This is a genomic window from Sphingosinithalassobacter sp. CS137, from assembly GCF_014334115.1.
GTDB lineage: Bacteria > Pseudomonadota > Alphaproteobacteria > Sphingomonadales > Sphingomonadaceae > Sphingomonas.
The window spans coordinates 1,468,180-1,490,616 of sequence record NZ_CP060494.1; the positions used below are offsets into that span (position 1 = coordinate 1,468,180).

Genomic DNA, 22,437 nt, shown 5'->3' on the forward strand with positions numbered 1-22,437 from the left:
TACTGGCTGCATCATGTCACCCTCCCCTTGTGTTGCATTTTTGCAACACTATCTCGAATGCCGAAGCGTAACAGGGAATTGCGATGAATCTCGAAAAATTTACCGATCGCGCCAAGGGCTTTCTCCAGTCGGCGCAGACCGTGGCGATCCGCCTGAGCCATCAGCGGATCGCGCCCGAACATCTGCTGAAGGCGCTGCTCGAGGACAGCGAGGGGATGGCCTCGGGCCTGATCGCCAAGGCGGGCGGCGACGCCAGGCGCGCGCTTGCCGACACCGATGCCGCGCTGGCGCGCATTCCCGCCGTTTCGGGCGGTGGGGCGCAGCAGACGCCGGGGCTGGACAATGATTCGGTCCGCGTGCTCGATCAGGCCGAGCAGGTGGCGACTAAGGCCGGCGACAGCTTCGTCACGGTCGAGCGGCTGCTGCTGGCGCTCACCCTTGCCACGACCACTGCGGCAGGCAAGGCGCTCGCGGCCGCGGGTGTGAAGCCCGAGGCGCTGAACCAGGCGATCAACGAACTGCGCGGCGGGCGCACTGCCGATACCGCGTCCGCCGAGGATCGCTACGATGCGCTCAAGAAGTTCGCCCGCGACCTGACCGAGGCGGCACATGCCGGCAAGCTCGATCCGGTGATCGGCCGCGACGAGGAAATCCGGCGCACGATCCAGATCCTCGCGCGTCGCACCAAGAACAATCCGGTGCTGATCGGAGAGCCCGGCGTCGGCAAGACGGCGATCGCCGAGGGGCTGGCGCTGCGCATCGCCAACGGCGACGTTCCCGACAACCTCAAGGATCGCAAGCTGATGGCGCTCGACATGGGCAGCCTGATCGCGGGCGCGAAATATCGCGGCGAGTTCGAGGAGCGGCTGAAGGGCGTACTCGACGAAGTGAAGGCGGGCGAAGGCACCATCATCCTCTTCATCGACGAGATGCACACGCTGATCGGTGCGGGGAAGACCGAAGGCGCAATGGACGCGGGCAATCTGCTCAAGCCGGCGCTCGCGCGCGGCGAGCTCCACTGCATCGGCGCGACCACGCTCGACGAATATCGCAAATATGTCGAAAAGGACGCGGCGCTCCAACGGCGCTTCCAGCCCGTGTTCGTCGGCGAGCCGACGGTCGAGGACACGATCTCGATCCTGCGCGGGCTCAAGGAGAAGTATGAGCTGCACCATGGCGTGCGGATCACCGACGGCGCGATCGTCTCCGCCGCGACGCTCTCGAATCGCTACATCACCGACCGCTTCCTGCCCGACAAGGCGATCGACCTGATGGACGAGGCGGCGAGCCGCATCCGCATGGAAGTCGAAAGCAAGCCCGAGGAGATCGAGGCGCTCGACCGTCGGATCATCCAGCTCAAGATCGAGCGCGAGGCGCTGCGCAAGGAGACCGACGCCGCCTCGCGCGACCGGCTCGACCGGCTCGAGGACGAGCTCGCCGATCTGGAGCGCCAGTCGGCCGAGCTGACGCAGCGCTGGCAGGCCGAGAAGGTGAAGATCCAGTCCGAGGCGACGCTGAAGCAGCAGCTCGACCAGGCACGGATCGAACTCGAGCAGGCGCAGCGTTCGGGCGACCTCGGCCGTGCGGGCGAGCTTTCCTATGGCGTGATCCCGGGGCTGGAAAAGCAGCTCGCCGAGGCCGCCGGGGCGACCGAAGGCGCGATGCTGCGCGAGGAAGTGACCGCCGACGACATCGCCGCGGTGGTGAGCCGCTGGACGGGCATTCCGGTCGACCGGATGCTCGAGGGCGAGCGCGAGAAGCTGCTCAACATGGAAGCCGCGCTCGGCGCGCGCGTGATCGGCCAGGCGGATGCAGTGAAGGCCGTTTCCACTGCCGTCCGCCGCAGCCGCGCGGGGCTGCAGGATCCGAACCGGCCTCTCGGGAGCTTCCTGTTCCTCGGGCCCACCGGCGTCGGCAAGACCGAACTGACCAAGGCGCTCGCCGAATTCCTGTTCGACGATGCCAATGCGATGGTCCGCATCGACATGAGCGAGTTCATGGAGAAGCATGCGGTCGCCCGGCTGATCGGCGCGCCTCCCGGCTATGTCGGCTATGAGGAGGGCGGCGTGCTGACCGAAGCCGTGCGTCGGCGCCCCTATCAGGTGATCCTGTTCGACGAAGTGGAGAAGGCGCACGGCGACGTGTTCAACGTGCTGCTCCAGGTGCTCGATGACGGGCGGCTGACCGACGGCCAGGGCCGCACGGTGGACTTCGCGAACACGATCATCATCATGACGTCGAACCTCGGCTCAAATTATCTGACCAACCTTGCCGACGGCCAGTCGGTGGAGGACGTCGAGCCGCAGGTGATGGAGATCGTCCGCGGCCATTTCCGCCCGGAATTCCTCAACCGGCTCGACGAGATCATCCTGTTCCACCGGCTGGGGCAGGAGCATATGGGGCCGATCGTCGAGATCCAGGTCGCGCGCGTCCAGCGCCTGCTGGCCGATCGCAAGATCCGGATCGAGCTGACCGCTGGGGCGCGCGATTGGCTGGGGCGCGTCGGCTACGACCCGGTCTATGGCGCGCGCCCCCTCAAGCGAGCGGTCCAGCGCTATCTCCAGGATCCGCTCGCCGACCTGATCCTCAAGGGCGAAGTGAAGGACGGATCCACGGTGCAGGTCGGCGAAGGCGACGGGGGGCTGGTGCTGAGAGTAGATCAGTCCGCCTGATAGGCGTCGAGGAAGGGCTGGAGCTGTTCGCGATACGGCTGGGCAATTCCGATGGCGCGCTGATGAATCGGCTGGCGCACCTGCGCGACGCTGGCCGTCGTCACGCGCCGGCTGGTCTTGTGCGGCTCGAGCACTGCGGGCTCGAACTCCAGTCCACAATGCTCGAGAATCGCTCGAATCACGGTGGCGGGATCACTTACGAGCTGCTGATACTCGACCTGCAGCATTCGCTCGCCCAAGAGATCCTGCCACTGCGCGAACAGCTGGTCCTCGAGCTTGAAATGTTCGGCGATCGTCAGGGGATTCCAGCTCCACGACAGGCCGGCCACGAAGAAAGTGCGGTAGCAGGACCAGGCACAGTCGAGCGGGTCGCGCCGCAGCCAGATGATCGGAGCGGCAGGCAATGCTTCGGCCAGAACGCCCAGATAGCGGCTCGCGCTCAACGTCTTGTCGACGAAGCGGCCCGAACTTCCGAGCCGCTCGCTCGCCAGATGGAGATACAATCCGGCGATGGCCCGTGCGCTTCCGCCGCGGGAATACAGCGCGTCGAGCGATGCCGCGCTCGCTGCTCCCAGGTCACGGCGCAGGATCGGAAACAGGCCGAGTTCCTCTCCGGCGGCGACGGCGCTGTGGCTGACCAGGATCTGCTCGACGAGCGTGGTGCCGGAGCGGGGAAGCCCCGTGACGAAGATCGGGCGATCCGCCCCCGGCACCTGCGGCGCCTCGCCGGCGCGGGCGAAGCGGTCGGTCGAATAGCCGCGAACCGCTTCCTGCGCGCCGCGGACGTCCGTCGACCGATCATAGGGTAGCTGTCGCGCCATGATGTCGGCGCAGCGCCCGAAGTGCTCGCGCGCCGTCTGCGCATCGCCCTCCAGGTCGTGCACCGCGCCACAGGCCGAATGATAGGCGGCGCGATCGAGAGGTGCCGCCTGTGCGGCCACCGATGCGGCGGCGCGCAAGCGCTCTTTCAACTCTGCGCAAGTCTCGCGCCGCGCGATCATCGCCAGGGCGAGCCATGCCTGGCCGGATGCGGGAGCGATTTCGACGGCCCGGTTCAACTGTTCGCGTGCCGTATCGAACCTGCCGCGGTTGGTTTCAACGGTCCCGCGAAGATAGGCGTGCTGAAGCGGCGTCGGCCGGTCGGGATCGAGCGACTCCAGCAGGCCTGCCGCCTCGTCGAGACGACCAGAACGCGCGAGAACCGATGCTTTTTCAAAGCGCGCCGCGTCGCTGCCCCCCGTCTGTTCCACCAGCAGGTCGGCCGCCGCGAGGCTCGCTGTCAGTTCGCCGTTCTGCTCCAGGAGCTGGACGAGCGCTCGCCATTGGGAGCCGAGCGGAGCGCGGGCGCGGATCAGGGCGAACGCCGCTCGATTGACGTCCGCCCGGTGTCGCCGGGCGATGGCGTTCTTCAACGCTGCGACCTGAGTCGCGGCCACGGCGGATCGCGCTTCCATTCGGGGGCGGATAGCAAAAAAAAGGGGCGGCGCCAGCGGCGCCGCCCCCAATTCTCCAGTCTCGACTGGCCTTAGCGAACGTCGCCGCCGAAGCCCATCTTGAGCGAGAAGCGCACGAAGCGCGGGGTCTGATACCCCGTCACCTGACCGTAGCGCGGGTTCGCACCGGCGTTGTTGAAGTCGCCGAATTCCTGGAAGTCGACTTCCGCCTTCGAGTTCAGCACGTTGAACACGTCGATACCCAGCTGCACGCCATCCAGACCAGGGATGGTAATTGCGGCCTTGAGGTCGAGCGAGGTGCGCCAGTCGCTCTCGAACGCGGTACCACGCGGGATCAGCGCCGGAACGGTGGTGACACCGTCGTTCTCGCCCGGGGCGACGACGCCGTCACCATCGGCATCATATTCGAACAGCGGGTTGCCGGTGGCGTTCACGTTCGAGCAGAAGAAGCTCGCCGCACCATAACCATATTCGAAGTCGCCGAAGGGGTAATCGTCCTCGTCCAGCGGGTTGCCGTCGCTGTCCCAGTTACCGATGCACGAGAACTTGCGCGGCGATTCGGCTGCGAAGTTGAAGCCGAGGCGCAGCCATTCGGTCGCCTGGAAGCCGCCGTAGAGCTTGAACGAATGCTCACGCTCGTTCGCAAGCGGACCATAGGCACCGACCAGGAAGCCCGGCTGGTCGAAGTCCTGGGTCAGGCCGGTATCGCTCTGGTTGTTGTCCGACTTCACGCCACCTTCGAAGTTACCGCGCAGATGGGTCCAGGTGTACGAGCCGCCGAGGCTCCACACGCCGTCCCACGGCTTGTCGAGAGTGAACTGCACCGAGTCATAGTTGCGCTGTGCCTTCGGATAGCCGAGATCCTCGGCCGCCAGGGTCACAACGTCGCACTGGCCGGGGATCGAGCAGTCGCCGTCCAGACGAACGGTGATGTCCGAACCGGGGTTCGCGAGCACATACTGATGGAAGCCGGTCCATTCGCTGTCGCAGCCGGCAATGCCGTTTTCCGCGCAGTAAGCGAGGACCGCGGCATCGACCGCGACGTCTTCCAGCGTGTCGCCGAGACGGCGGTTGGTGTAGGTCAGGCTCACGTCGAACGCGTCGAACGAGTGCGAGATGCCCAGGATCCACTCATCCTGATAGCTGGGCTGCAGGCTGCTCGCCACCAGCACGTCAGTCGGCTTGATCGAACCGTCGGCATAGACGGTGTAGCAAAGCTCGCCTGCGTTCGGCGAACCCGCCGGGCAGGGGTTGGAGCTCGAGAACACCGTGCCCGTCAGCACCTGGTTGGGGTCGATCCCCGCAGGAAGCCCGTACGGGTCCAGGGCCGCGAGCGAGGGGTTCACACCCGCCGGATAGCGCATGACCTGGCGATAATAGGTCTCGGCACCCGCCAGACGCAGGTTGGTGTTGGTCGCGATCGGCAGATAATAACGGCCCCAGAAGGCGCTCAGCTTGGTGCGCTGGTCGCCGAACAGGTCGAAGGTCGCGCCAAGACGCGGGCCGACCTTGTAGTCGGTCTCATAATAGACTTCGCCGAACTGGTTGCTGTTCTCGAACTTGTCGAAACGCACACCCAGGTTCAGGTTGAGGCGACCATTCATCAGCGCCCAGCTGTCCTGGACGTAGAAGGCGCTCTGCTGCGTCTCGAACTCGCCGACGTTCCGGTAATAATAGCGGAAGAAGTAGCTCGGGTAGAGCAGGTAGCGATATCCGCCCGGGCCGGTATAGGCCGTATCCTCCAGCGCACGCAGATCTTCGCGGTCGTACCCGAAGCGGAAATGGTGCTCGCCGAGGAAGCTGGCGTACACGTCGGCGTCGATGCGGTACACGGTCCGCTCATCGTCGTCGCTCGTGTATGCCGATGCCACGCCCGAGGCCTGCAGGCTCGTTCCGGTGATGTTCGAAACATAGGACGACAGGTTCGGCGAAACCGCCTGGATGCCCTTGTTGCGGTTCTCACCATAGGAGGCCGAAATCGTGAACCAGTCGGTAAAGGCACCGGTATAGGTCGCGATGAAGTTCTGACCACCCGAAGTGACCGAGCGGCTGCCGTAGAAGCCCAGGACTTCCTCCGTAGCAGCATCGAAACGGTAATAGTCGGTGTACGACGTGCGCTCGTCCGAGAAGTAGGTCAGTTCGAGGCGGTGACCATCGGTGATGATCGCATCGAACTTGCCGCCGTAATATTCGGGCGAGGTGTTGCCGAAGGTGCGATAGCCGCCAGTGATCGACGAGTTCTCCGCAGTCGAATGACGCGGGTTGTAGAAGCCGTAGAAGAACAGACGATCGCGGATGATCGGGCCGCCCAGATAGAAGGTCGCGTCGACTTCCTCGACCTGGTCGGTCTCGTTGAACGCCGCATAGGTGTTCGGCGAATCCGAGCGCAGCGCGTCCGGCTCCCAGCTGACCACGACGCCGCCCTCGAACTCGTTCGTGCCGCGCTTGGTGGTCGCGCTGACGAAGCCGCCGAGCGCACGGCCGAATTCGGCCTGGTAGCCACCGGTGTTCACATCGAACGAATCATAGAATTCGAACGGAACGATGCTGCTGCCGAGGAAGGTACGGAAGTCGGTCGTGTTCAGACCGTTCACGTAATAGCTGTTCTCGGCAACGGTCGCGCCGCCGATCGACGCCAGGTTGCCGAAGCCCGTGTCGCCGGCGGTCGTGCCCGGCGAAAGGAGGATCAGCGACGTCTGGTCGCGGTTGACCGGAACGGTGTCGTAGAGCTCGTCGACGTTGAGCGTCAGGCCCGTGCGGGTCGCCGCGAAGTCGTTGGTGCGCTCCGCGGTGCCGGTCACGAGAATCTCGTCGCCTGCAACTGCCGTGGTGAACACATAGGTGTTCGCCGTGTTCGCCGCGATACGGACCGACTGGTCGGTGACGACGGCGCCGCTCGCGGTCGTGATCGTCACGGTATAGGTGCCGGTCGGAAGCTGCGGAACGCGGAAGCGACCGTCGGATCCGAACGTCGTGGTGCGCGTGAAGCCCTGCTGATTCGACGTGACGGTAACGTCGCCGCCGGTGGCCGGAACGCCGGCCGAATCCTGCACGGTGCCGACCAGAATACCCGTCGTGTAATCCTGAGCCGCGGCAGGTGCGCTCGCGACGGCGGTGATCGATGCCCCGGCGCCGATCAGTGCAAGCGCCTGAAGCGCGGTGCCCGCGCGCAGCTTCTTGCGTGTGGTATGAAGAGTGTTCTTCACGATGGTTTTCCCTCGTCTGATCCGGTCGACCCGCAATGGAGCGCCCCTGACCGGAGTGTGCCCGCCTCCCTCACAGGCACACGAAGTGCCCGAAGCGAGACCTAGGCAGGATGGATGAAGCGCGGGTTTCCCGCTGTAAAGGCAGCATTCAGCTTTGCGCGACCTTTTGAACCGACTGTAGCGCAAATGTCACAGCTTCGCAGCGATAGGGTAGTAATCCATCCCTATCGCGGGCGATTTTTTGTGCAGCTGCGAAAAGAACTGCCGCTTTATTGCGCAGCGGGCATCATTGCACCGCGGGCATCGGCCCGGCGATCAGGAGCGGGTCGATCCGCGCGTCCTGCCACTTCATGCTCCAGTGGAGGTGCGGCCCCGTCGCGCGTCCTGTGGCGCCAATGGCGCCCACCGGCTGGCCGCGGCGCACACGCTCGCCCACGCCCACGTCGAGCCGCGACAGGTGCAGAAACGCGCTGTTCAGCCCCATGCCATGGTCGATCATGAGGAGCTTGCCCTCCAGCGTGAACTCCGCCTCGGCGGCGAGAGTCACGACGCCGTCCGCCGGCGCGAGGACGGTGGTGCCGGTCGGTCGGGCGACATCGACTCCCGAGTGATAGGAGCCCGGCTCCCCGCGATAGATGCGTTGCGACCCGAACATGCCGGAAATCCGCCCGGTTACCGGCCAGAGAAAGCTCTGGCGCCAGCCCTCGGCGTCGGTTTCCATCGCCCGCGCCGCGACGATCTGGCGCAATTCCTCGGGACGGCGGCGGCGGAACTCGGCCGACGGCTGAGAGACGCGCGGCAAGCGATCCAGCCGCTCGATCCGCCACGCGCGCGGGCTGACGGCCAGCGTCTCGCGCACTTCGCTTCCGTCGGCGAGGCGCGCGACCAGCACCGCTTCGGAATCTGCGTCGCGATCGAACGCGATCAGGAATTTGCCGTCCGCGGCGACCGGCACCGATTCGCCGTCGAAGCTCAGCAGCGTCGTTCCGGCCGGCGCGGTGCCGAGCAGAACGCCGCCCTGCGTCCTCGGCCCTTCCAGAGTGAAGCGGCGAGGGGTGCGATCGGCCGCATCGGCATCCTGCCGGTCCGCGGCGACGCCAGTCCCATTCGCAGGCGCAGCATCGGCCTCGGCAACCTCGGCATTGGCTCCGTCCGCCAGCGGCAAGGCGGCGCATGCCGCGAGCAGCGCCAGCAGCCCGCCCGCCGCAGGAAAACGCAGCCGCACGCTCACCGATCCGCCATCGCGCGCGCCGCCAGCTGTGCGCTGGCATATGCCTGCTGACGCTCGACGCACCAGTAACGCAGCTCATCGAGCGGAATCTTTTCGCCACTGACGGCGCAGGCGACGTGGTCCCCCGGGGAAAGCACGCGAAAACCGTTGGCCATATAGTGGAGGCGTGCGGCTCGGGCCGAGTTGGACATCAGCATCGCTGGGGTGCCTCTTGCGGTTTGAATAGCAGCGCCGTCACAGCAGAGTCGGCTGCTCAGGCTTTTTCGCTTCATAGGTTTTGCCGCCGCTGCGCTCAACCCGCGCCTCCACGGCGCCATCGCGGAAGTGGAGGGTGAGCGCCTGGGCGCTGCGCGCCTCTGCGGCGGTCGCGGCCACCTTTCCGGTCGCACGCGCCTCCACCCAGGCATAGCCGCGTTCGAGCGGCCGCTCGGGATGCGCGGCGTCGAGCAATCGCCCCGTCCCTGCCAGCCGATCGCGCGCGGCGGCGAGCCGCTGCGCGAGCATTGCCGGGCGCAGCGCACCGGCGCACCGGTCGAGCTCGGTCCGCGCCCGGGTGACGCGGCGTTCCAGCCCGCGATCGAGCCGCCCGCCCAGATCGTCGAGCCGCTGCCGCTGCGGGCCCAGCAATGCGTCCCGCTTGGGCAGCAGCCGCACCAGCGACGTGAGCCGTTCCTGTCCGCGCTCCTGATAGCGGCGGGCGCATCGCTCCGCGCGCAGCGCCAGCGTTGCGAGGCCGTTCGACAGTTCGGCGAGCACCGGCACCGCCATTTCCGCCGCCGCGGTGGGCGTAGGCGCGCGCAAATCGGCGGCGAAATCGCACAGGCTGGTGTCCGTTTCATGCCCCACGGCGGAGATCACCGGAATCGAGCAGCCGGCGACCGCACGCACCACTGCCTCTTCGTTGAATGCCCACAGATCCTCGATCGAGCCGCCTCCGCGCGCCACGATCAACAGATCGGGCCGCGGCACCGGCCCGTTCGCCGGCATCGCATCGAACCCGCGCACCGCCGCCGCCACTTCGGCTGCGGCGCCTTCGCCCTGCACCTTCACCGGCCAGACCAGCACATGGCACGGGCAGCGATCGGCGAGCCGATGGAGGATGTCGCGGATCACCGCGCCGGTGGGCGACGTCACCACGCCGATCGTGCGCGGCAGATAGGGCAACGGCTGCTTGCGCTCGGGCGCGAACAGCCCTTCGGCGGCGAGCTGCGCCTTCAGCTTCTCGAGCAGCGCCATCAGCGCGCCCTCGCCCGCAAGCTCCATCCGCTCGACGACGATCTGGTATTTCGAACGGCCGGGAAATGTCGTCAGCCGGCCGGTGGCGACGACTTCGGCGCCGTCCTGTGGGCTGAACGGCAGCGCGGCGGCCTGGCCGCGCCAGATCACTCCGTCGATCACCGCGCCTTCGTCCTTGAGGCACAAATAGCAGTGCCCGGAGGCCGCGCGTTTCCAGCCGGAGATCTCGCCGCGTACCCGGACGAAGCCGAACTCCCCCTCCACTATCCGTTTGAGACGTGAAGAGATTTCGCTCACGCTCCACGGTGCGGCGTTGTCGCCGGGACTCTCCTCGGCTACCAGACGTTGCGAAGACGAATCGAAAAAGGGATCGGGCATGAACGTCCTGCTGATCGGATCGGGAGGTCGCGAACATGCGCTCGCCTGGAAGCTCGCGCAATCGCCGCGGCTGGAAAAGCTCTTCGCCGCGCCCGGCAATCCGGGGATCGCGCAGCACGCGCAACTCGCCGATATCGCCGCCACCGACCACCGATCGATCATCGATTTCTGCCTGCGCAATTCGATCGAATTCGTGGTGATCGGACCCGAGGCGCCGCTGGTGGCGGGCTTGGCCGACAATCTGCGCACTATGGGGATCGGCGTGTTCGGCCCGGGACGCGACGCGGCGCAGCTGGAGGGGTCGAAGGGCTTCACCAAGGATTTGTGCGCGCGCGAACGGATCCCGACCGCCGGCTATGTCCATGTCCACTCGCGCGACGGCGCGATGGCCGCGCTCGCCGATTTCCCGCTGCCGGTCGTGGTGAAGGCGGATGGCCTCGCCGCCGGCAAGGGCGTGACGATCGCCATGTCACGCGAGGAGGCGGAGGAAGCGATTTCGGCCATCTTCTCGCGCAACGGCGCCACCGCCGTGATCGAGGAGTTTCTCGAAGGCGAGGAAGCAAGCCTGTTCGTGCTCACCGACGGAGTCACGGTGATGCCGTTCGGATCGGCGCAGGATCACAAGCGCGTCGGCGAGGGGGACACCGGGCCGAACACCGGCGGCATGGGCGCCTACAGCCCGGCGCACGTGCTGACCCCGGCGCTGGAGCGCGAGGCGATCGAGCGGATCGTCCGCCCGACGATCGCCGCGCTTGCCCGGGCGGGAAGCCCCTATTCGGGGGTGCTCTATGCCGGTCTCATGCTCACCGAACAGGGGCCGAAGCTGATCGAATACAACGTCCGCTTCGGCGACCCCGAGTGCCAGGTGCTGATGCCGCGACTGGAGGACGATCTGCTCGAGCTGATGCTGGCGACCGAGGCGGGCGAGCTGGCAGGACGGCCCGATCCGGTCTTTTCGCAGAGCAGTGCGCTCGCGGTGGTGCTGGCGGCGAAGGGCTATCCGGGCACTCCCGAGAGCGGCGGCGTGATCGGCGGCATCGATGCGGCGGAAGCGACGGGGGCGCGCGTCTTTCACGCTGGAACGGCGCTGGAAGACGATCGACTGGTGGCAAGCGGCGGCCGTGTGCTCAGCGTCGTCGGAACCGGCACGGACGTACGGGCAGCGCAGGCTGGCGCCTATGCCGCGGTCGCCGAGATCGATTTTCCGAGCGGCTTCTGCCGCGGCGACATCGGCTGGCGCGCGCTGGAACGCGAGTCGGCATGAACAGGCACGACAGCTGGAACGCCAGCGACGGGGAAAGACGAGTTACAGAATAACATCACTGTTCATCGGACGCTCATCCGGCCGGGTCGAGACTTTGCGCAACCGTTTCGAACAGGGACGGCAAGATAAGGGGAGATCGTCATGTCGCGTTCGTTGCTTCTGCTGGGTAGTTCCGCGTTTCTGCTGACGTCCGCCGCGCCGCCTCCGCTGGCCGCAATACCGCTGCCGCAGCGGGCACAGGACAATAGTTCGCCGGTACGCTGCACTGTTTCAGACATGCGCTCTGGCCAGCCGACACCCACGCTCGCGCAGACGAGGCAGCAGGCCCCTCAGCCGCAGCCGATCATGATGCCGCCGCCGCCCGCCCCGCCGGCGCCCCCCGCCCCGCCGGCGCCCCCCGCTCCGCCGGCGCCGCCGCCACCACCGGCACCAGCACCCACGGCGTCCGCCGAGACGGTCGTCACCGGCAACGCCGCCCGCGCTCCCCACCCGGTCGTGGCCGCGCCCTATGGCTCGCGAGAGAACACCGAGCGCTACGCTGGCGAGGAGATCGCGGCGGTCCAGACGGTGGCCGAAGCGCCCGTCTCGACCTTCTCGATCGACGTCGACACCGGCAGCTACGCCAATGCGCGCCGATTCCTGCGCGACGGGCGAATGCCGCCGCAGGAGGCGGTGCGCACCGAGGAGATGATCAACTATTTCCGGTACGACTATCCGCTGCCGCAAGCGCGCACCCAGCCGTTCAGCGTGACCACCGATGTCGCTCGAACGCCCTGGAACCCGGACACGCGGCTGCTGCGCATCGGCCTGCGCGGCTATGATGTGACCGCGGACGGGCGGCCACCGGCGAACCTGGTCTTCCTCGTCGATGTTTCCGGATCGATGGGAAGCGAGGACAAGCTGCCGCTGGTGAAGCGCGCGCTGTCGATGCTCGCCGATCGCCTGGGCGAGCGCGATCGAGTGTCGATCGTCGTCTATGCCGGCGCGGCGGGCATCGTGCTCGAACCGACGAACAGTGCCGAGCATATACGGGCCGCGCTCGAATGCCTTCAGGCAGGCGGCTCGACTGCCGGCGGCCAGGGCCTCGAACTCGCCTATGCCACCGCACGGGCGAGCTTCATCGAAAACGGGATCAACCGCATCTTCGTCGCCACCGACGGCGACTTCAACGTCGGCGTCAGCAGCAACGACGCGATCGAGCAGATGGTCGAGCGCAACCGCGAGAGCGGCATCACGCTGACCACCCTGGGCTTCGGCACCGGCAACTATAATGAGGCGCTGATGGAGCGCATCGCCGACATCGGTAACGGCAACTACGCCTATATCGACAGTGCGATGGAAGCGCAGAAGGTGCTCGACGACGAGCTGGCTGCCACGCTCGTCACGATCGCGGGCGACGTGAAGGTGCAGCTCGAGTTTAACCCGGCGCACGTCAGCGAATATCGGCTGATCGGGTACGAGAATCGTCTGCTGGCCGAGCAGGATTTCGACAATGATGCCGTGGACGCCGGTGAGATCGGCGCCGGGCACCAGGTGACCGCACTGTACGAAATCGTCCCCGCCGGGTCGCGCGGCTGGCTTCCTGAGCGGCGATACGAAGCCAATCGCGCCGCTGCGCCACACGGCACCGGCGACGAACTCGGCTATGTGAAGCTGCGCTACAAGCTGCCGGGCGAGGAGGAATCGCGGCTGATTTCGAGGCCGATTCCCGCGCGCACGCTGGCGACTGCCGAAGCGCCTTCGGGCGACATGGCTTTCGTCAGCGCAGTGGCGGCGTTCGGACAGAAGCTGCGGGGCGACAACTATCTGAACGGCTTCACCTTCCCGCAAATCGAAGCGCTGGCGGGACAGCCGAGCGGCTATTGGCGTGAAGAGTTCGTCCAGCTTGTCCGGCTGGCCGGGTCACACGCGCCGGGCGCTCTCAAAACGGAAAACGGCGGCGGCGAATAACGCCGCGACGACTGGACGCACTCCGATCCGGCGTTATGCATTTGTCCAGTACGGCAACCGCATGACGCCGGAGGGAGGGCAATGAACCAGCAATCGACATCGGCCACGGCCGCGCCCATCATCGAAGGTGCGCCGGAATATCTGACGCTGCCCTTCGTTCTGATCGCGATCGGAGTCCTGGTGGCGCTCGCAGTGCTTCTGTGGGGAGCGCGGCGCGCGCGCGAACGGCGTGCCGCCGAGCACGAGCTGACCCAGAGCGGCCAGGCGAGATATGTCGACGAAGCCGCAGTTGCCGAGCCACCGTCCGAGACCGAGCGCACGATCGCGGCACCGCCGGTCGCGCCCGCCCCTCCGCCCGTCGCCGATGCCGAAGTGCCCGCGGCGGAGCCGGAACCAGTGCCGCAGCCTCGGCCCGAGCCGGCCACGGAAACCGTCCCGCCCGCAGGAGCGTCCGCTCCCGCGCCGGCCAGCGACGACCTCACTCGGATGAAGGGAGTGGGCCCGCGGCTGGCCGAGCGCCTGAACGGCCTCGGCATCACGCGATTCGAACAGATTGCGGCGCTTTCGCCGGAAGATGCCGCGGCACTCGACGCGCAACTCGGCGACTTCCGCGGAAGGCTCGAGCGCGATCGCTGGATCGAACAGGCCGAACTGCTCGCGAAGGGCGATATCGCTGCCTATGAGGAGCGGTTCGGCAAGCTCTGATCGTGGAGACAAGCTGCTGCTGAGGCGTTCCGGACCGGCAACGGTCAGGGAACATCGGGATGGCCGCTCAGGCGGAAAAGACTGCAGACTCCGGAAAACCGCTCGAGAACCTGCTCGACGAAGCGATTGATTCGGAAGAAAATGGCGATGTCACGATCGGCACGTTGCTGAGCGCATTCGGCAGCCGAGGGTTCGGGCCGCTTCTCTGCATCTTCGCGCTGATCGCGATCCTTCCCCCCATCGGCGGCATTCCGGGCGTGCCCACGTCGATGGGCCTCCTCACCATGTTGATCGCGGTGCAGATCCTGATCGGTCGGCGGCACCCCTGGGCGCCCGGCTTCATTCGTCGCCGCGGCGTCTCGAAGGGCAAGGTCGAAAAGGCGCGCGACAAGGCGAAGGGCCTGCTCGCGAGGATCGACGCGCTCGTCGGCCGACGCCTCACCTTCGCCACGACGCGGCCCGCCGAGTGGTTGGCGGCGCTGTGCTGCATGCTGCTCGGTTTCGCCATGCCGCCGCTCGAACTGCTACCGTTCGCCGCGGCGCTGCCGGCGAGCGCGATTCTCCTGTTCGGTCTCGGCCTGACGGCGCGCGACGGGCTGCTGATGCTGTTCGGTTTCGCGGCGACCGGCGGCAGCCTCTACGTCGTGACGACGAACCTGCCTGCCCTGCTCGGCTGATCAGAATTGCAGCAGCAACCCCGCGAGCGCGGCGCTCATCAGATTGGCGAGACTGCCCGCGATCAGCGCCCGGATCCCCAGCCGCGCGATCATCGGCCGCTGATTGGGCGCCAGGCTGCCGGTCGTTCCCATCTGGATCGCGATCGAACTGAAATTGGCAAAACCGCACAGCGCGAAGGTGACGATCGCGCGCGTCCGCTCCGAGATATCTCCAAGCTCGCCGAGCTGAATGAAGGCGACGAATTCATTGAGCACCAGCTTGGTGCCGAACAGGCCCCCGGCGATATCGGCCTCTTCCCAGGGAATTCCCATCAGGAACATGATCGGCGAAAACACGGTGCCGATGATCGCCTGGAAGCTCAGCTCCGGATATCCGAACCAGCTTCCGACACCGCCGAGCAGCCCGTTGGCCAGCGCGACCAGCGCGACGAACGCCAGCACCATCGCGCCGACGGCGACTGCGATTCGCACGCCGGTCTGCGCGCCTTCGGCGGCGGCCTGGATCACGTTCGCGGCAGGCGTTTCCTCCGCCACGACTTCGGCCGCGCGGATCACTTCCTCCTCACGCGCGATCGGATCGGTTTCGCGCGCATGGTTGCCATCCTTCGGCGGGAGCGCGTCGGGCATGATGATCTTGGCCATCAACAGCCCGCCCGGCGCCGCCATGAACGACGCCGCGAGCAGATAGGGCAGATAGTCCGCGCCGAGAAAGGTCGCATAGGCGGCCAGGATGGTCCCCGCCACGCCCGCCATGCCGACCGACATGATCGCGAAGAGCTGCGACGGAGTGAGACTGGCGAGATAGGGACGGATGACCAGCGGCGATTCGCTCTGCCCCACGAAGATGTTGGCGGCCGAGCACAGCGATTCGACCTTGGAAACGCCGATCACCTTCTCGATCGCGCCGCCCACCCAGCGGATGACGAACTGCATGATGTGCAGATGGTAGAGGACCGCGACCAGGCTGGCGAAGAAGATGATCACCGGCAGTGCCGAAATGGCGAAGCTCGTCCCCCCGATTTCGGGCGAGGCGAGCGGGCCGAACAGGAAATCGGTGCCTGCCTGGGCATAGCTGAGCAGCGCCGAAACGCCGCGCGCCATCGCCGCGATCGCCAGACGACCGGCAGGGACGTACAGCACCAGTACTGCGATTCCGACCTGAAGCGCGAAAGCGGCGGCCACGACGCGCAACCGGATCGCCCGCTTGTTGGTCGAAAGCAGGAAGGCAATGGCCAGGATTGCGGCGATCCCGACGATGCCAATCGGAAACTCGGTCATTGGTGGCGTTCATTCCCCGGGAGGCCGGCGGCGCCGGCGACATGGCGCGCCACCATACATGCTGGCGCCGAATCGGCTAGGCGCTTCCGCGACTGCGAAAATCCCGCTAGCACCACGCGATGACGACCGCCACTCCGCCCGTGATCTCCCGCTCGCTCTTCGTCCTCTCCATCTTCTACGGAGGCATGGTGTGCATTGCCGGCGTGCTGGGGAACAAGCAGGTCGCGCTCGGTCCGCTCGCCGTCGAGGCCGGAATCTTCGCGTTCCTGCTGCTGGTGGTGGTCTCCAGCGCCGTTGCCGAGCTACACGGCCGCGCGGTCGCCAACCGGCTGGTGCAGTTCGGTTTCATCCCGCTGATCGTCTCGCTGCTCCTCTCGCTACTCGTCTATGCACTGCCGCCGTCGAGCGAGATGATCGAACAACGGCCCGAGGCACTGACAGCGATTCAGGGAATTCTCTTTTCGACCTGGCGGATCTGGATCGGCGGCATCCTGGCCTATGGCATTTCGCAGACGCTGAACGTCACCATCTTCGCGGCCCTGAAGGGCAGCGAAGGATCGCGCCTGCTCTGGTTCCGCTCGGCAGTGGCGGGCGTGCTCAGCCAGATCGTCGACACGCTCGTGTTCGTGTTCGTCGCCTTCTACGGCCTGTTCGACGTCACCAGCCTGCTGATCGGCCAGATGCTTGCCAAGGTCGTGCTGTCGGCGCTGCTGGTGCCGCTGCTGATCTATCTGGTCGTGTGGATCGGTCGTTCGCTGGACCGTGGCGCGGCGCGGCCCTAAGCGTCCCGCGATGACCGACCATTCGCCCGATCCCGCGCTGCTCGCCAAGGCAGAGACACTCACCGAGGCGCTGCCCTATCTCCAGCGCTACGCGGGCAAGACCTTCGTGGTGAAATATGGCGGCCATGCGATGGGCGATCCGGAGCTGGCGCGCGACTTCGCAGAGGACGTCGTGCTGCTCAAGGCGGTCGGCATCAATCCGATCGTCGTCCATGGCGGCGGCCCCCAGATCGGATCGATGCTCAAGCGCCTGGGAGTCGAATCGCAGTTCGTCGGCGGCCTGCGCGTCACCGATGCGGCGACCGCCGAAGTCGCCGAAATGGTCCTGGCGGGTAAGATCAACAAGGAGATCGTCGCCTGGATCGCCGAAGCCGGCGGCCGCGCGGTCGGTATCTCGGGCAAGGATGCGGGGCTCGTCGTCGCCGAGAAGGTCAAGCGCAGCGAGCCCGATCCCAATTCGGGTATCGAGCGGCACGTCGATCTCGGCTTCGTCGGCGAACCCGTCGCGGTCGATCCGACGATCCTGGGCACGCTGGCGCGCGAGGGGTTCATCCCGGTGGTCGCGCCGGTGGCGCTGGGCGCCGACGGCAACACCTACAACATCAATGCCGACACCATGGCCGGCGCGATCGCCGGCGCCTGCAACGCATCGCGTTTCTTCCTGCTGACCGACGTGGCCGGCGTGATGGACAAGTCGGGTGCGCTGCTGACCGATCTCGACGCGGCGCAGATCGCCGATCTCAAGGCGGACGGCACGATCTTCGGCGGCATGATTCCCAAGGTCGAGACCTGCACCGCCGCCGTCGCCGCGGGAGTCGACGCCGCCGTCATCCTCGATGGGCGCGTCCCGCACGCGATGCTGCTCGAAATCTTCACCCGCCGCGGCGCGGGCACGCTCGTACACAAATAGGGGCGCCGCCCTTGCCGCGCGGCCGGGCGATCCTATAACCACGGCAACACGCGTGTTTGGAGACCTTGCTTGAACGCCTTCCTGATCGTGCTGCTGCAGATCGTCCAGCTCCTGCTGAACGTGCTGTGGTGGATCATCATCGTCCAGGCGATCCTTTCGTGGCTGATCGCCTTCAACGTGATCAACACCTACAATGATTTCGTCCGTACCGTCTGGAACGCGCTGCGCACGCTGACCGAGCCGATCTACCGGCCGGTCCGGCGAGTCCTGCCCGATTTCGGCGCACTCGACCTGTCGCCGCTTGTGGTGTTGCTGCTGCTCTACATCCTCAACGAGATCGTCATCCGGCAGATCCTCTACAGCCTGGCCAGCGCGGCCTATTGAGCCGAGCATGCCGGCCTGGCGGCTGCGGGAGGACGGGATCGAGATCGCGGTGCGCGTGACGCCGCGCGCCGCGCGCGACAGCTTCGCCGCGGGAACCGAGGAGCATTTCGCCGCCCGGCTGACGGCACCGCCCGTCGACGGTGCCGCGAATGCGGCGCTGGTCGCGCTTGCCGCCCGCAGCTTCGGCGTCTCCAGACGCGCGGTGACGCTGATCTCCGGCGACACGGCGCGGCTCAAGCGGCTGACGATCGAAGGCGAGTCGCAGGCGCTGGCACAGATCGCCGCCAGCCACTATGGGTCGGCCGCATGAGCGCCCGGATCATCGATGGAAAGACGTTCGCGGCCGGGCTGCGCGCCCGCGTCGGCGCCGGAGTGGCCGCATTTCGCGAGCAAGCGGGCCGCGCGCCGGGGCTCGCAGTCGTGCTGGTAGGCGAGGACCCCGCCTCGACGGTCTATGTCCGCAACAAGGGCAGGATGACGCGCGAGGCGGGCATGGAGAGCTTCGAACATCGCCTGCCCGCCGACACGAGCCAGGAGGCGCTGATCGCGCTCGTCGATCGGCTGAACGCGGACCCGAAGGTCGACGGCATCCTCGTCCAGCTCCCGCTGCCCGGCCATCTCGACACCGAGGCGGTGCTGCTGCGGATCGATCCGGACAAGGACGTCGACGGCTTCCATCCGGTGAACGCGGGGCGGCTCGCGGTCGGCCTGCCGGGTTTCGTGCCCTGCACGCCACTCGGCTGTCTGATGCTGCTCGAGGACGAGATGGGCGAGCTTGCGGGGAAGGACGCGGTCGTGATCGGCCGATCGAACATTGTCGGCAAGCCGATGGCCGCGCTGCTGACGGCGAAGAGCTGCACCGTCACGATCGCCCATTCGCGCACCCGGGATCTCGCACGGCACGTCGGCAATGCCGATATCGTCGTCGCCGCCGTGGGCCGCCCGCGGTTCGTGCCCGGCGACTGGCTGAAGCCGGGCGCCACCGTGATCGACGTCGGCATCAACCGCACCGAGGGCGGCCTGGTGGGCGACGTCGATTTCGACAGCGCGGTGGAAGTGGCGGGCGCGATCACGCCTGTGCCCGGCGGCGTCGGCCCGATGACCATCGCCTGTCTGCTCCGGAACACGCTGGTCGCCGCGCACCGTCGCGAGGCCGTGCCGCTCGACGAGGAGGCGCTGTGATCGCAGTGGCGCTGCTCCTCATCGCCGGCGACCCCGAAACCGCGCTCGACGCCGAGCGCGCGTTCAGCACGGCGGCGCAGGTGGAGGGGCAATGGGCGGCGTTCCGGCGCTTCGCCGATACGGATGGCGTCATCTTCATGCCCGCGCCCGCCAATCCCCATCGCGCGCTTCCCGCCGAGGAGCCCCCGATCGCCGTGCAATGGTGGCCGGCGCGCAGCTTCGTCTCGTGCGACGGCAGCGTGGCGGTGAACACGGGGTCCTGGGCGCGGCCGCATGCGAGCGGCTATTTCAGCACGGTTTGGGAGCGGCAGCCGGACGGCAGCTGGAAATGGGCGCTCGACCATGGCGACATCGTCGACGGCGGGCGAGCACTGCCGGAGCGAGTCGAGGTTCGTACGGCCGATTGCTCCGCCGTGCCGCCGGTCGCCGTGATCCCGTCGCTCGGTGCACGACAGGGCAACGGCGCCTCGCGCGACGGCACGCTGCGCTGGGGCTGGACGGTGTTCGACGACGGATCGCGCCGGTTCTTCACCAACCTGTGGAACGGCAGCGCGTTCGAACGAGTGATCTACGACGAAGTGGGGTCCGGCGCATGATCGAACTGTTCGTTTCCGCGCTCATCACGTTCTTCGTCGTGATCGATCCGCCCGGCTGCGCGCCGATCTTCGCCGGGCTGACTTCCGACGCGACCACGGTCCAGCGGCGTACGATGGCGATTCGTGCCGTGCTCGTCTCCGCCGCGATCCTGTTGTTCTTCGCGCTCGCCGGCGAAGAGCTGCTGCGCGCACTCGGCATCAGTCTCGACAGCTTCCGGATCGCCGGCGGCATCATGCTGTTCCTGATCGCGATCGAAATGGTGTTCGAGAAGCGCACTCAGCGACGCGAGGATCGCGCGCAGAAGGTCGCCGCCGATCCCGAACAGGACGACATTTCGATCTTCCCGATGGCGATGCCGATGATCGCCGGGCCCGGATCGATCGCCAGCGTGATGCTGCTGACGTCGCAGCATCCGGAGAGCTCGGGCGTCATCCTGGCGGCGATGGCGACGATCCTGCTGCTCACGCTGGGCGCGTTGCTTGCTGCCGGCCCGCTGATGCGGCTGCTCGGCGCAAAGATCGAAGCGATGATCACGCGGCTGCTCGGCGTGCTGCTGGCGGCGCTCGCCACGCAATTCGTGATCGACGGGGTGCGGGCGAGCCTCACCGCCGGCGGCGCGGCGGCTGTCGCCTGACGATCACGCTCCCGCGCGTCGCTCCCGCTCGACCCGGAACAAAAGGAAGGGCGAGTTTTCCGGCAGGCTGATCGGCTCGATCCACTCGGGCACCCGACCGCCGACGATCTGCGCATAGAATCCGTTCGGATTGCGCGCGCGATAGACGGTGGTCTCCGACATGTCGCGGCAGATCAGGAGATAATCGGCCTGGTGCCGTGCGATCAGCCCTCGCGCGCGCTCGGCCGATCCGGTGAAGGCGCGATGCACGTCGAGAATCGCGCGTTCGTTGCGATGATAGGGGCCGGCGACCGCATTGTGCCGCGTGAGCGCGATCAGGCGCGGTCCCAGATCGACCTGCGTGAAGATCGTCCCGCGCGGCAGCCGGTCGAGCGGCTGCATCGCCCAGAAACGCGCGCAGCTCGCATTGGCGTTGCGAATCGCGACGCTGCGGTTGCTGGGCGGATCCTGCGGAAGATAGCGCAGCACGAATCCCGCGAAGAGCCCCGAGACGAGCAGAAACGCCGCCACCGACCCGCCGATCCGCACCCAGATCCAACGGTGCCCGAGGCACCAGGGCACCACCACCCAGACGAGCGCCGTCGCCCCCGGCACGCTCAGCATCTGCGCGGCGGGACCGGCGCGCACCTGCCAGAGCAGCATCGCCGCCGCGAACGCAGTGAACAGCGCGATCGCCGCCCAGCCGACCACCCGCTCGCTCCGCCGCCACCGCCAGGTAGCGAACAAGGCGCCCAGGATGCCGATTACCGGCAGCACCGCGACCGGAAAGGCAGTGCGCAGCGGATGCCGATAGATCGGCCGCGCCTCGCGGACATTGTTGAGCCAGGTGTCGGCGAGCGCCTGGCTGACGCCCTCGGGCCGCCCGAGACACTGCGGGTAGAGGCCCGCGAAGCCCCCCAGAATGGCGGCGCCCGCGACTGCCGCGAGGCCCAGCCGGGCCCAGCGCGCGCTCGGATTGGCGAGCGCGAGCAGAAACAGGAGCAGCCCCGCCGCTACCATCACCGAAAGCCACACCGGAGTCAGCGCGTCGCACCGCATCGCCTGATTGGCGTGCGAGGCGAACAGCGCGAAGCCGAGCGCGCTGCCGCCGCCCAGAGTGAGACCATAGACGAGCATGCGGCGCGCCTCGGCCGCGTCCCAGATCCAGCGTAGCGCGACGATCGCTCCGGCCATCGCGCAATAGGGCAGCATCTCGAGCCCGATCGTCAGCGACACCGCGCTCGAAAGGCCGACGGTGGCGCCGCCGCGTGCGCGCCGCGGATCGGCGAGCCCGGCGACCGTGACGGCAAGACAGGCGAGCTGCCAGCCATGATGATCGATCCGCAACGGCGCGAACATCAACATGGTCGAGGTACAGCCCATCAGCACGATCAGCGCGACCGGCCACGCCGCGGGCGCGATCAGCCGCCGCGCCGTCACGGAAAGCGCCGTCATCACCACCGCCAACGGCAGCAGCGGCGCGATGCCGGAGGCGAGCCGCTCGGCCCAGGCGGTCCCCACGAACGGCTTGAACAGTCGGATCAGGCCGGCGAGCGGCAAATCGACCAGCCGCGACCAGTGAATGTCGAACCCGCCGAACGCCGGATCGAGCCGATATTGGCGCAGATCGTACCACCCCTGCCCGGCCAGCCAGGCGCGGACCTGCATCAGCCGCATATTATCGTCGGTATCGCCCAGCGCGAGCCACTGGACCTGCGGCCAGCGCTGCCACAGATACCAGACGGCCACCGCCGCCCAGGCAAGCAGCGCCCAGCGCAGCCAGTGGCGATCCAATTCCCGATCGAGGCGGAACCCGCCCCATCCCAAGCGCTTCAAAAGGCTTCCCCTATGCTCTCCGGCGCCTTAGTGCGCTCGACGCCCGACGGAAACTCCTTCCGTTCGTGCGGCGGGCGAAAGA

At 67.2% G+C, this 22,437-nt stretch carries 20 protein-coding genes; 12 read left to right on the forward strand and 8 right to left on the reverse strand.

What is annotated here, in order from left to right:
• The first annotated feature begins 83 nt into the window (after positions 1 to 83).
• Positions 84 to 2,672, forward strand: a complete 2,589-nt coding sequence (gene clpB, locus H7V21_RS07275; protein ID WP_188056163.1) for an ATP-dependent chaperone ClpB — start codon at positions 84 to 86, stop codon at positions 2,670 to 2,672.
• Here clpB and H7V21_RS07280 read toward each other — a convergent pair.
• From H7V21_RS07280 to xseA, 5 genes are all read right to left on the reverse strand, one after another.
• A complete protein-coding gene (locus tag H7V21_RS07280; RefSeq protein WP_188056164.1) occupies positions 2,660 to 4,126 on the reverse strand; it encodes a tetratricopeptide repeat-containing sulfotransferase family protein in 1,467 nt (488 codons plus the stop codon). The genes clpB and H7V21_RS07280 overlap by 13 nt on opposite strands.
• Positions 4,127 to 4,197: 71 nt before the next feature.
• A complete protein-coding gene (locus H7V21_RS07285) occupies positions 4,198 to 7,332 on the reverse strand; it encodes a TonB-dependent receptor (RefSeq protein ID WP_188056165.1) in 3,135 nt (1,044 codons plus the stop codon).
• Between the two features lie 286 nt (positions 7,333 to 7,618).
• Positions 7,619 to 8,563, reverse strand: coding sequence for a M23 family metallopeptidase (locus H7V21_RS07290; protein ID WP_262504048.1), 945 nt, complete (start codon positions 8,561 to 8,563; stop codon positions 7,619 to 7,621).
• Positions 8,560 to 8,760 (reverse strand): DUF2093 domain-containing protein, encoded by a 201-nt coding sequence (locus H7V21_RS07295; RefSeq protein WP_188056166.1) that lies wholly within the window; start codon positions 8,758 to 8,760, stop codon positions 8,560 to 8,562. The genes H7V21_RS07290 and H7V21_RS07295 overlap by 4 nt, the downstream gene beginning before the upstream one ends.
• Positions 8,761 to 8,797: 37 nt before the next feature.
• A complete protein-coding gene (gene xseA, locus H7V21_RS07300) occupies positions 8,798 to 10,177 on the reverse strand; it encodes an exodeoxyribonuclease VII large subunit (protein WP_188056167.1) in 1,380 nt (459 codons plus the stop codon).
• Between xseA and purD the strand changes: the two genes are divergently transcribed.
• The gene (purD, locus tag H7V21_RS07305) at positions 10,176 to 11,441 is read left to right on the forward strand and encodes a phosphoribosylamine--glycine ligase (protein WP_188056168.1); all 1,266 of its coding nucleotides are present in this window, start codon (positions 10,176 to 10,178) and stop codon (positions 11,439 to 11,441) included. The genes xseA and purD overlap by 2 nt on opposite strands.
• Before the next feature lie 329 nt (positions 11,442 to 11,770).
• Here the strand turns inward: purD and H7V21_RS15845 are convergent, their stop codons facing one another.
• Positions 11,771 to 11,905 carry a hypothetical protein gene (locus H7V21_RS15845; RefSeq protein WP_262504049.1) on the reverse strand — a complete coding sequence of 45 codons (135 nt, stop codon included), beginning with the start codon at positions 11,903 to 11,905 and terminating at the stop codon, positions 11,771 to 11,773.
• Positions 11,906 to 11,936: 31 nt separating this feature from the next.
• On the opposite strand from H7V21_RS15845, the gene H7V21_RS07310 reads away from it, so the two are divergent.
• The 3 genes from H7V21_RS07310 to H7V21_RS07320 all read left to right on the forward strand — a co-directional run bounded on the left by H7V21_RS07310 (position 11,937) and on the right by H7V21_RS07320 (position 14,773).
• Positions 11,937 to 13,391: a vWA domain-containing protein gene (locus H7V21_RS07310; RefSeq protein ID WP_262504050.1), complete on the forward strand. Its 1,455-nt coding sequence runs from the start codon at positions 11,937 to 11,939 to the stop codon at positions 13,389 to 13,391.
• A gap of 81 nt (positions 13,392 to 13,472) precedes the next feature.
• Complete coding sequence (locus tag H7V21_RS07315) at positions 13,473 to 14,096, forward strand: hypothetical protein (RefSeq protein WP_262504051.1); 624 nt, start codon at positions 13,473 to 13,475, stop codon at positions 14,094 to 14,096.
• Positions 14,097 to 14,155: 59 nt separating this feature from the next.
• Complete coding sequence (locus H7V21_RS07320) at positions 14,156 to 14,773, forward strand: exopolysaccharide biosynthesis protein (protein WP_188056170.1); 618 nt, start codon at positions 14,156 to 14,158, stop codon at positions 14,771 to 14,773.
• Here the strand turns inward: H7V21_RS07320 and H7V21_RS07325 are convergent, their stop codons facing one another.
• Positions 14,774 to 16,051, reverse strand: coding sequence for a NupC/NupG family nucleoside CNT transporter (locus H7V21_RS07325; protein ID WP_188056171.1), 1,278 nt, complete (start codon positions 16,049 to 16,051; stop codon positions 14,774 to 14,776).
• A gap of 119 nt (positions 16,052 to 16,170) precedes the next feature.
• On the opposite strand from H7V21_RS07325, the gene H7V21_RS07330 reads away from it, so the two are divergent.
• The 7 genes from H7V21_RS07330 (at position 16,171) to H7V21_RS07360 (ending at position 20,540) form a co-directional block, all read left to right on the forward strand.
• On the forward strand, positions 16,171 to 16,833 hold the full coding sequence (locus H7V21_RS07330; RefSeq protein ID WP_188056172.1) for a queuosine precursor transporter: 663 nt from the start codon (positions 16,171 to 16,173) through the stop codon (positions 16,831 to 16,833).
• A 10-nt stretch (positions 16,834 to 16,843) separates the two neighbouring features.
• Positions 16,844 to 17,743, forward strand: a complete 900-nt coding sequence (gene argB / locus H7V21_RS07335) for an acetylglutamate kinase (protein ID WP_188056173.1) — start codon at positions 16,844 to 16,846, stop codon at positions 17,741 to 17,743.
• Positions 17,744 to 17,824: 81 nt separating this feature from the next.
• Positions 17,825 to 18,127 carry a YggT family protein gene (locus H7V21_RS07340; RefSeq protein WP_188056409.1) on the forward strand — a complete coding sequence of 101 codons (303 nt, stop codon included), beginning with the start codon at positions 17,825 to 17,827 and terminating at the stop codon, positions 18,125 to 18,127.
• A gap of 7 nt (positions 18,128 to 18,134) precedes the next feature.
• The gene (locus H7V21_RS07345) at positions 18,135 to 18,437 is read left to right on the forward strand and encodes a DUF167 domain-containing protein (RefSeq protein ID WP_188056174.1); all 303 of its coding nucleotides are present in this window, start codon (positions 18,135 to 18,137) and stop codon (positions 18,435 to 18,437) included.
• Positions 18,434 to 19,309 carry a bifunctional methylenetetrahydrofolate dehydrogenase/methenyltetrahydrofolate cyclohydrolase FolD gene (gene folD / locus H7V21_RS07350; protein WP_188056175.1) on the forward strand — a complete coding sequence of 292 codons (876 nt, stop codon included), beginning with the start codon at positions 18,434 to 18,436 and terminating at the stop codon, positions 19,307 to 19,309. Before H7V21_RS07345 ends, folD begins: the two co-directional genes overlap by 4 nt.
• Positions 19,306 to 19,905, forward strand: coding sequence for a hypothetical protein (locus H7V21_RS07355; protein WP_262504052.1), 600 nt, complete (start codon positions 19,306 to 19,308; stop codon positions 19,903 to 19,905). The genes folD and H7V21_RS07355 overlap by 4 nt, the downstream gene beginning before the upstream one ends.
• Entirely contained in the window at positions 19,902 to 20,540 is a 639-nt protein-coding gene (locus tag H7V21_RS07360) for a MarC family protein (protein WP_188056176.1), read from the forward strand. The genes H7V21_RS07355 and H7V21_RS07360 overlap by 4 nt, the downstream gene beginning before the upstream one ends.
• A 3-nt stretch (positions 20,541 to 20,543) precedes the next feature.
• Here H7V21_RS07360 and H7V21_RS07365 read toward each other — a convergent pair whose 3' ends face one another.
• Entirely contained in the window at positions 20,544 to 22,355 is a 1,812-nt protein-coding gene (locus H7V21_RS07365; protein ID WP_262504053.1) for an AcrB/AcrD/AcrF family protein, read from the reverse strand.
• Between the last annotated feature and the right edge of the window lie 82 nt (positions 22,356 to 22,437).

Coding starts and splice junctions, on each gene's coding strand:
- xseA (WP_188056167.1), bottom strand. CDS start 10,177: ATGCCCGATCCCTTTTTCGATTCGTCTTCGCAACGTCTGGTAGCCGAG.
- folD (WP_188056175.1), top strand. CDS start 18,434: ATGAGCGCCCGGATCATCGATGGAAAGACGTTCGCGGCCGGGCTGCGC.
- argB (WP_188056173.1), top strand. CDS start 16,844: ATGACCGACCATTCGCCCGATCCCGCGCTGCTCGCCAAGGCAGAGACA.
- purD (WP_188056168.1), top strand. CDS start 10,176: ATGAACGTCCTGCTGATCGGATCGGGAGGTCGCGAACATGCGCTCGCC.
- H7V21_RS07295 (WP_188056166.1), bottom strand. CDS start 8,760: ATGCTGATGTCCAACTCGGCCCGAGCCGCACGCCTCCACTATATGGCC.
- H7V21_RS07330 (WP_188056172.1), top strand. CDS start 16,171: ATGACGACCGCCACTCCGCCCGTGATCTCCCGCTCGCTCTTCGTCCTC.
- H7V21_RS07325 (WP_188056171.1), bottom strand. CDS start 16,051: ATGACCGAGTTTCCGATTGGCATCGTCGGGATCGCCGCAATCCTGGCC.
- clpB (WP_188056163.1), top strand. CDS start 84: ATGAATCTCGAAAAATTTACCGATCGCGCCAAGGGCTTTCTCCAGTCG.
- H7V21_RS07280 (WP_188056164.1), bottom strand. CDS start 4,126: ATGGAAGCGCGATCCGCCGTGGCCGCGACTCAGGTCGCAGCGTTGAAG.
- H7V21_RS07360 (WP_188056176.1), top strand. CDS start 19,902: ATGATCGAACTGTTCGTTTCCGCGCTCATCACGTTCTTCGTCGTGATC.
- H7V21_RS07320 (WP_188056170.1), top strand. CDS start 14,156: ATGGCCGCTCAGGCGGAAAAGACTGCAGACTCCGGAAAACCGCTCGAG.
- H7V21_RS07315 (WP_262504051.1), top strand. CDS start 13,473: ATGAACCAGCAATCGACATCGGCCACGGCCGCGCCCATCATCGAAGGT.
- H7V21_RS07345 (WP_188056174.1), top strand. CDS start 18,135: ATGCCGGCCTGGCGGCTGCGGGAGGACGGGATCGAGATCGCGGTGCGC.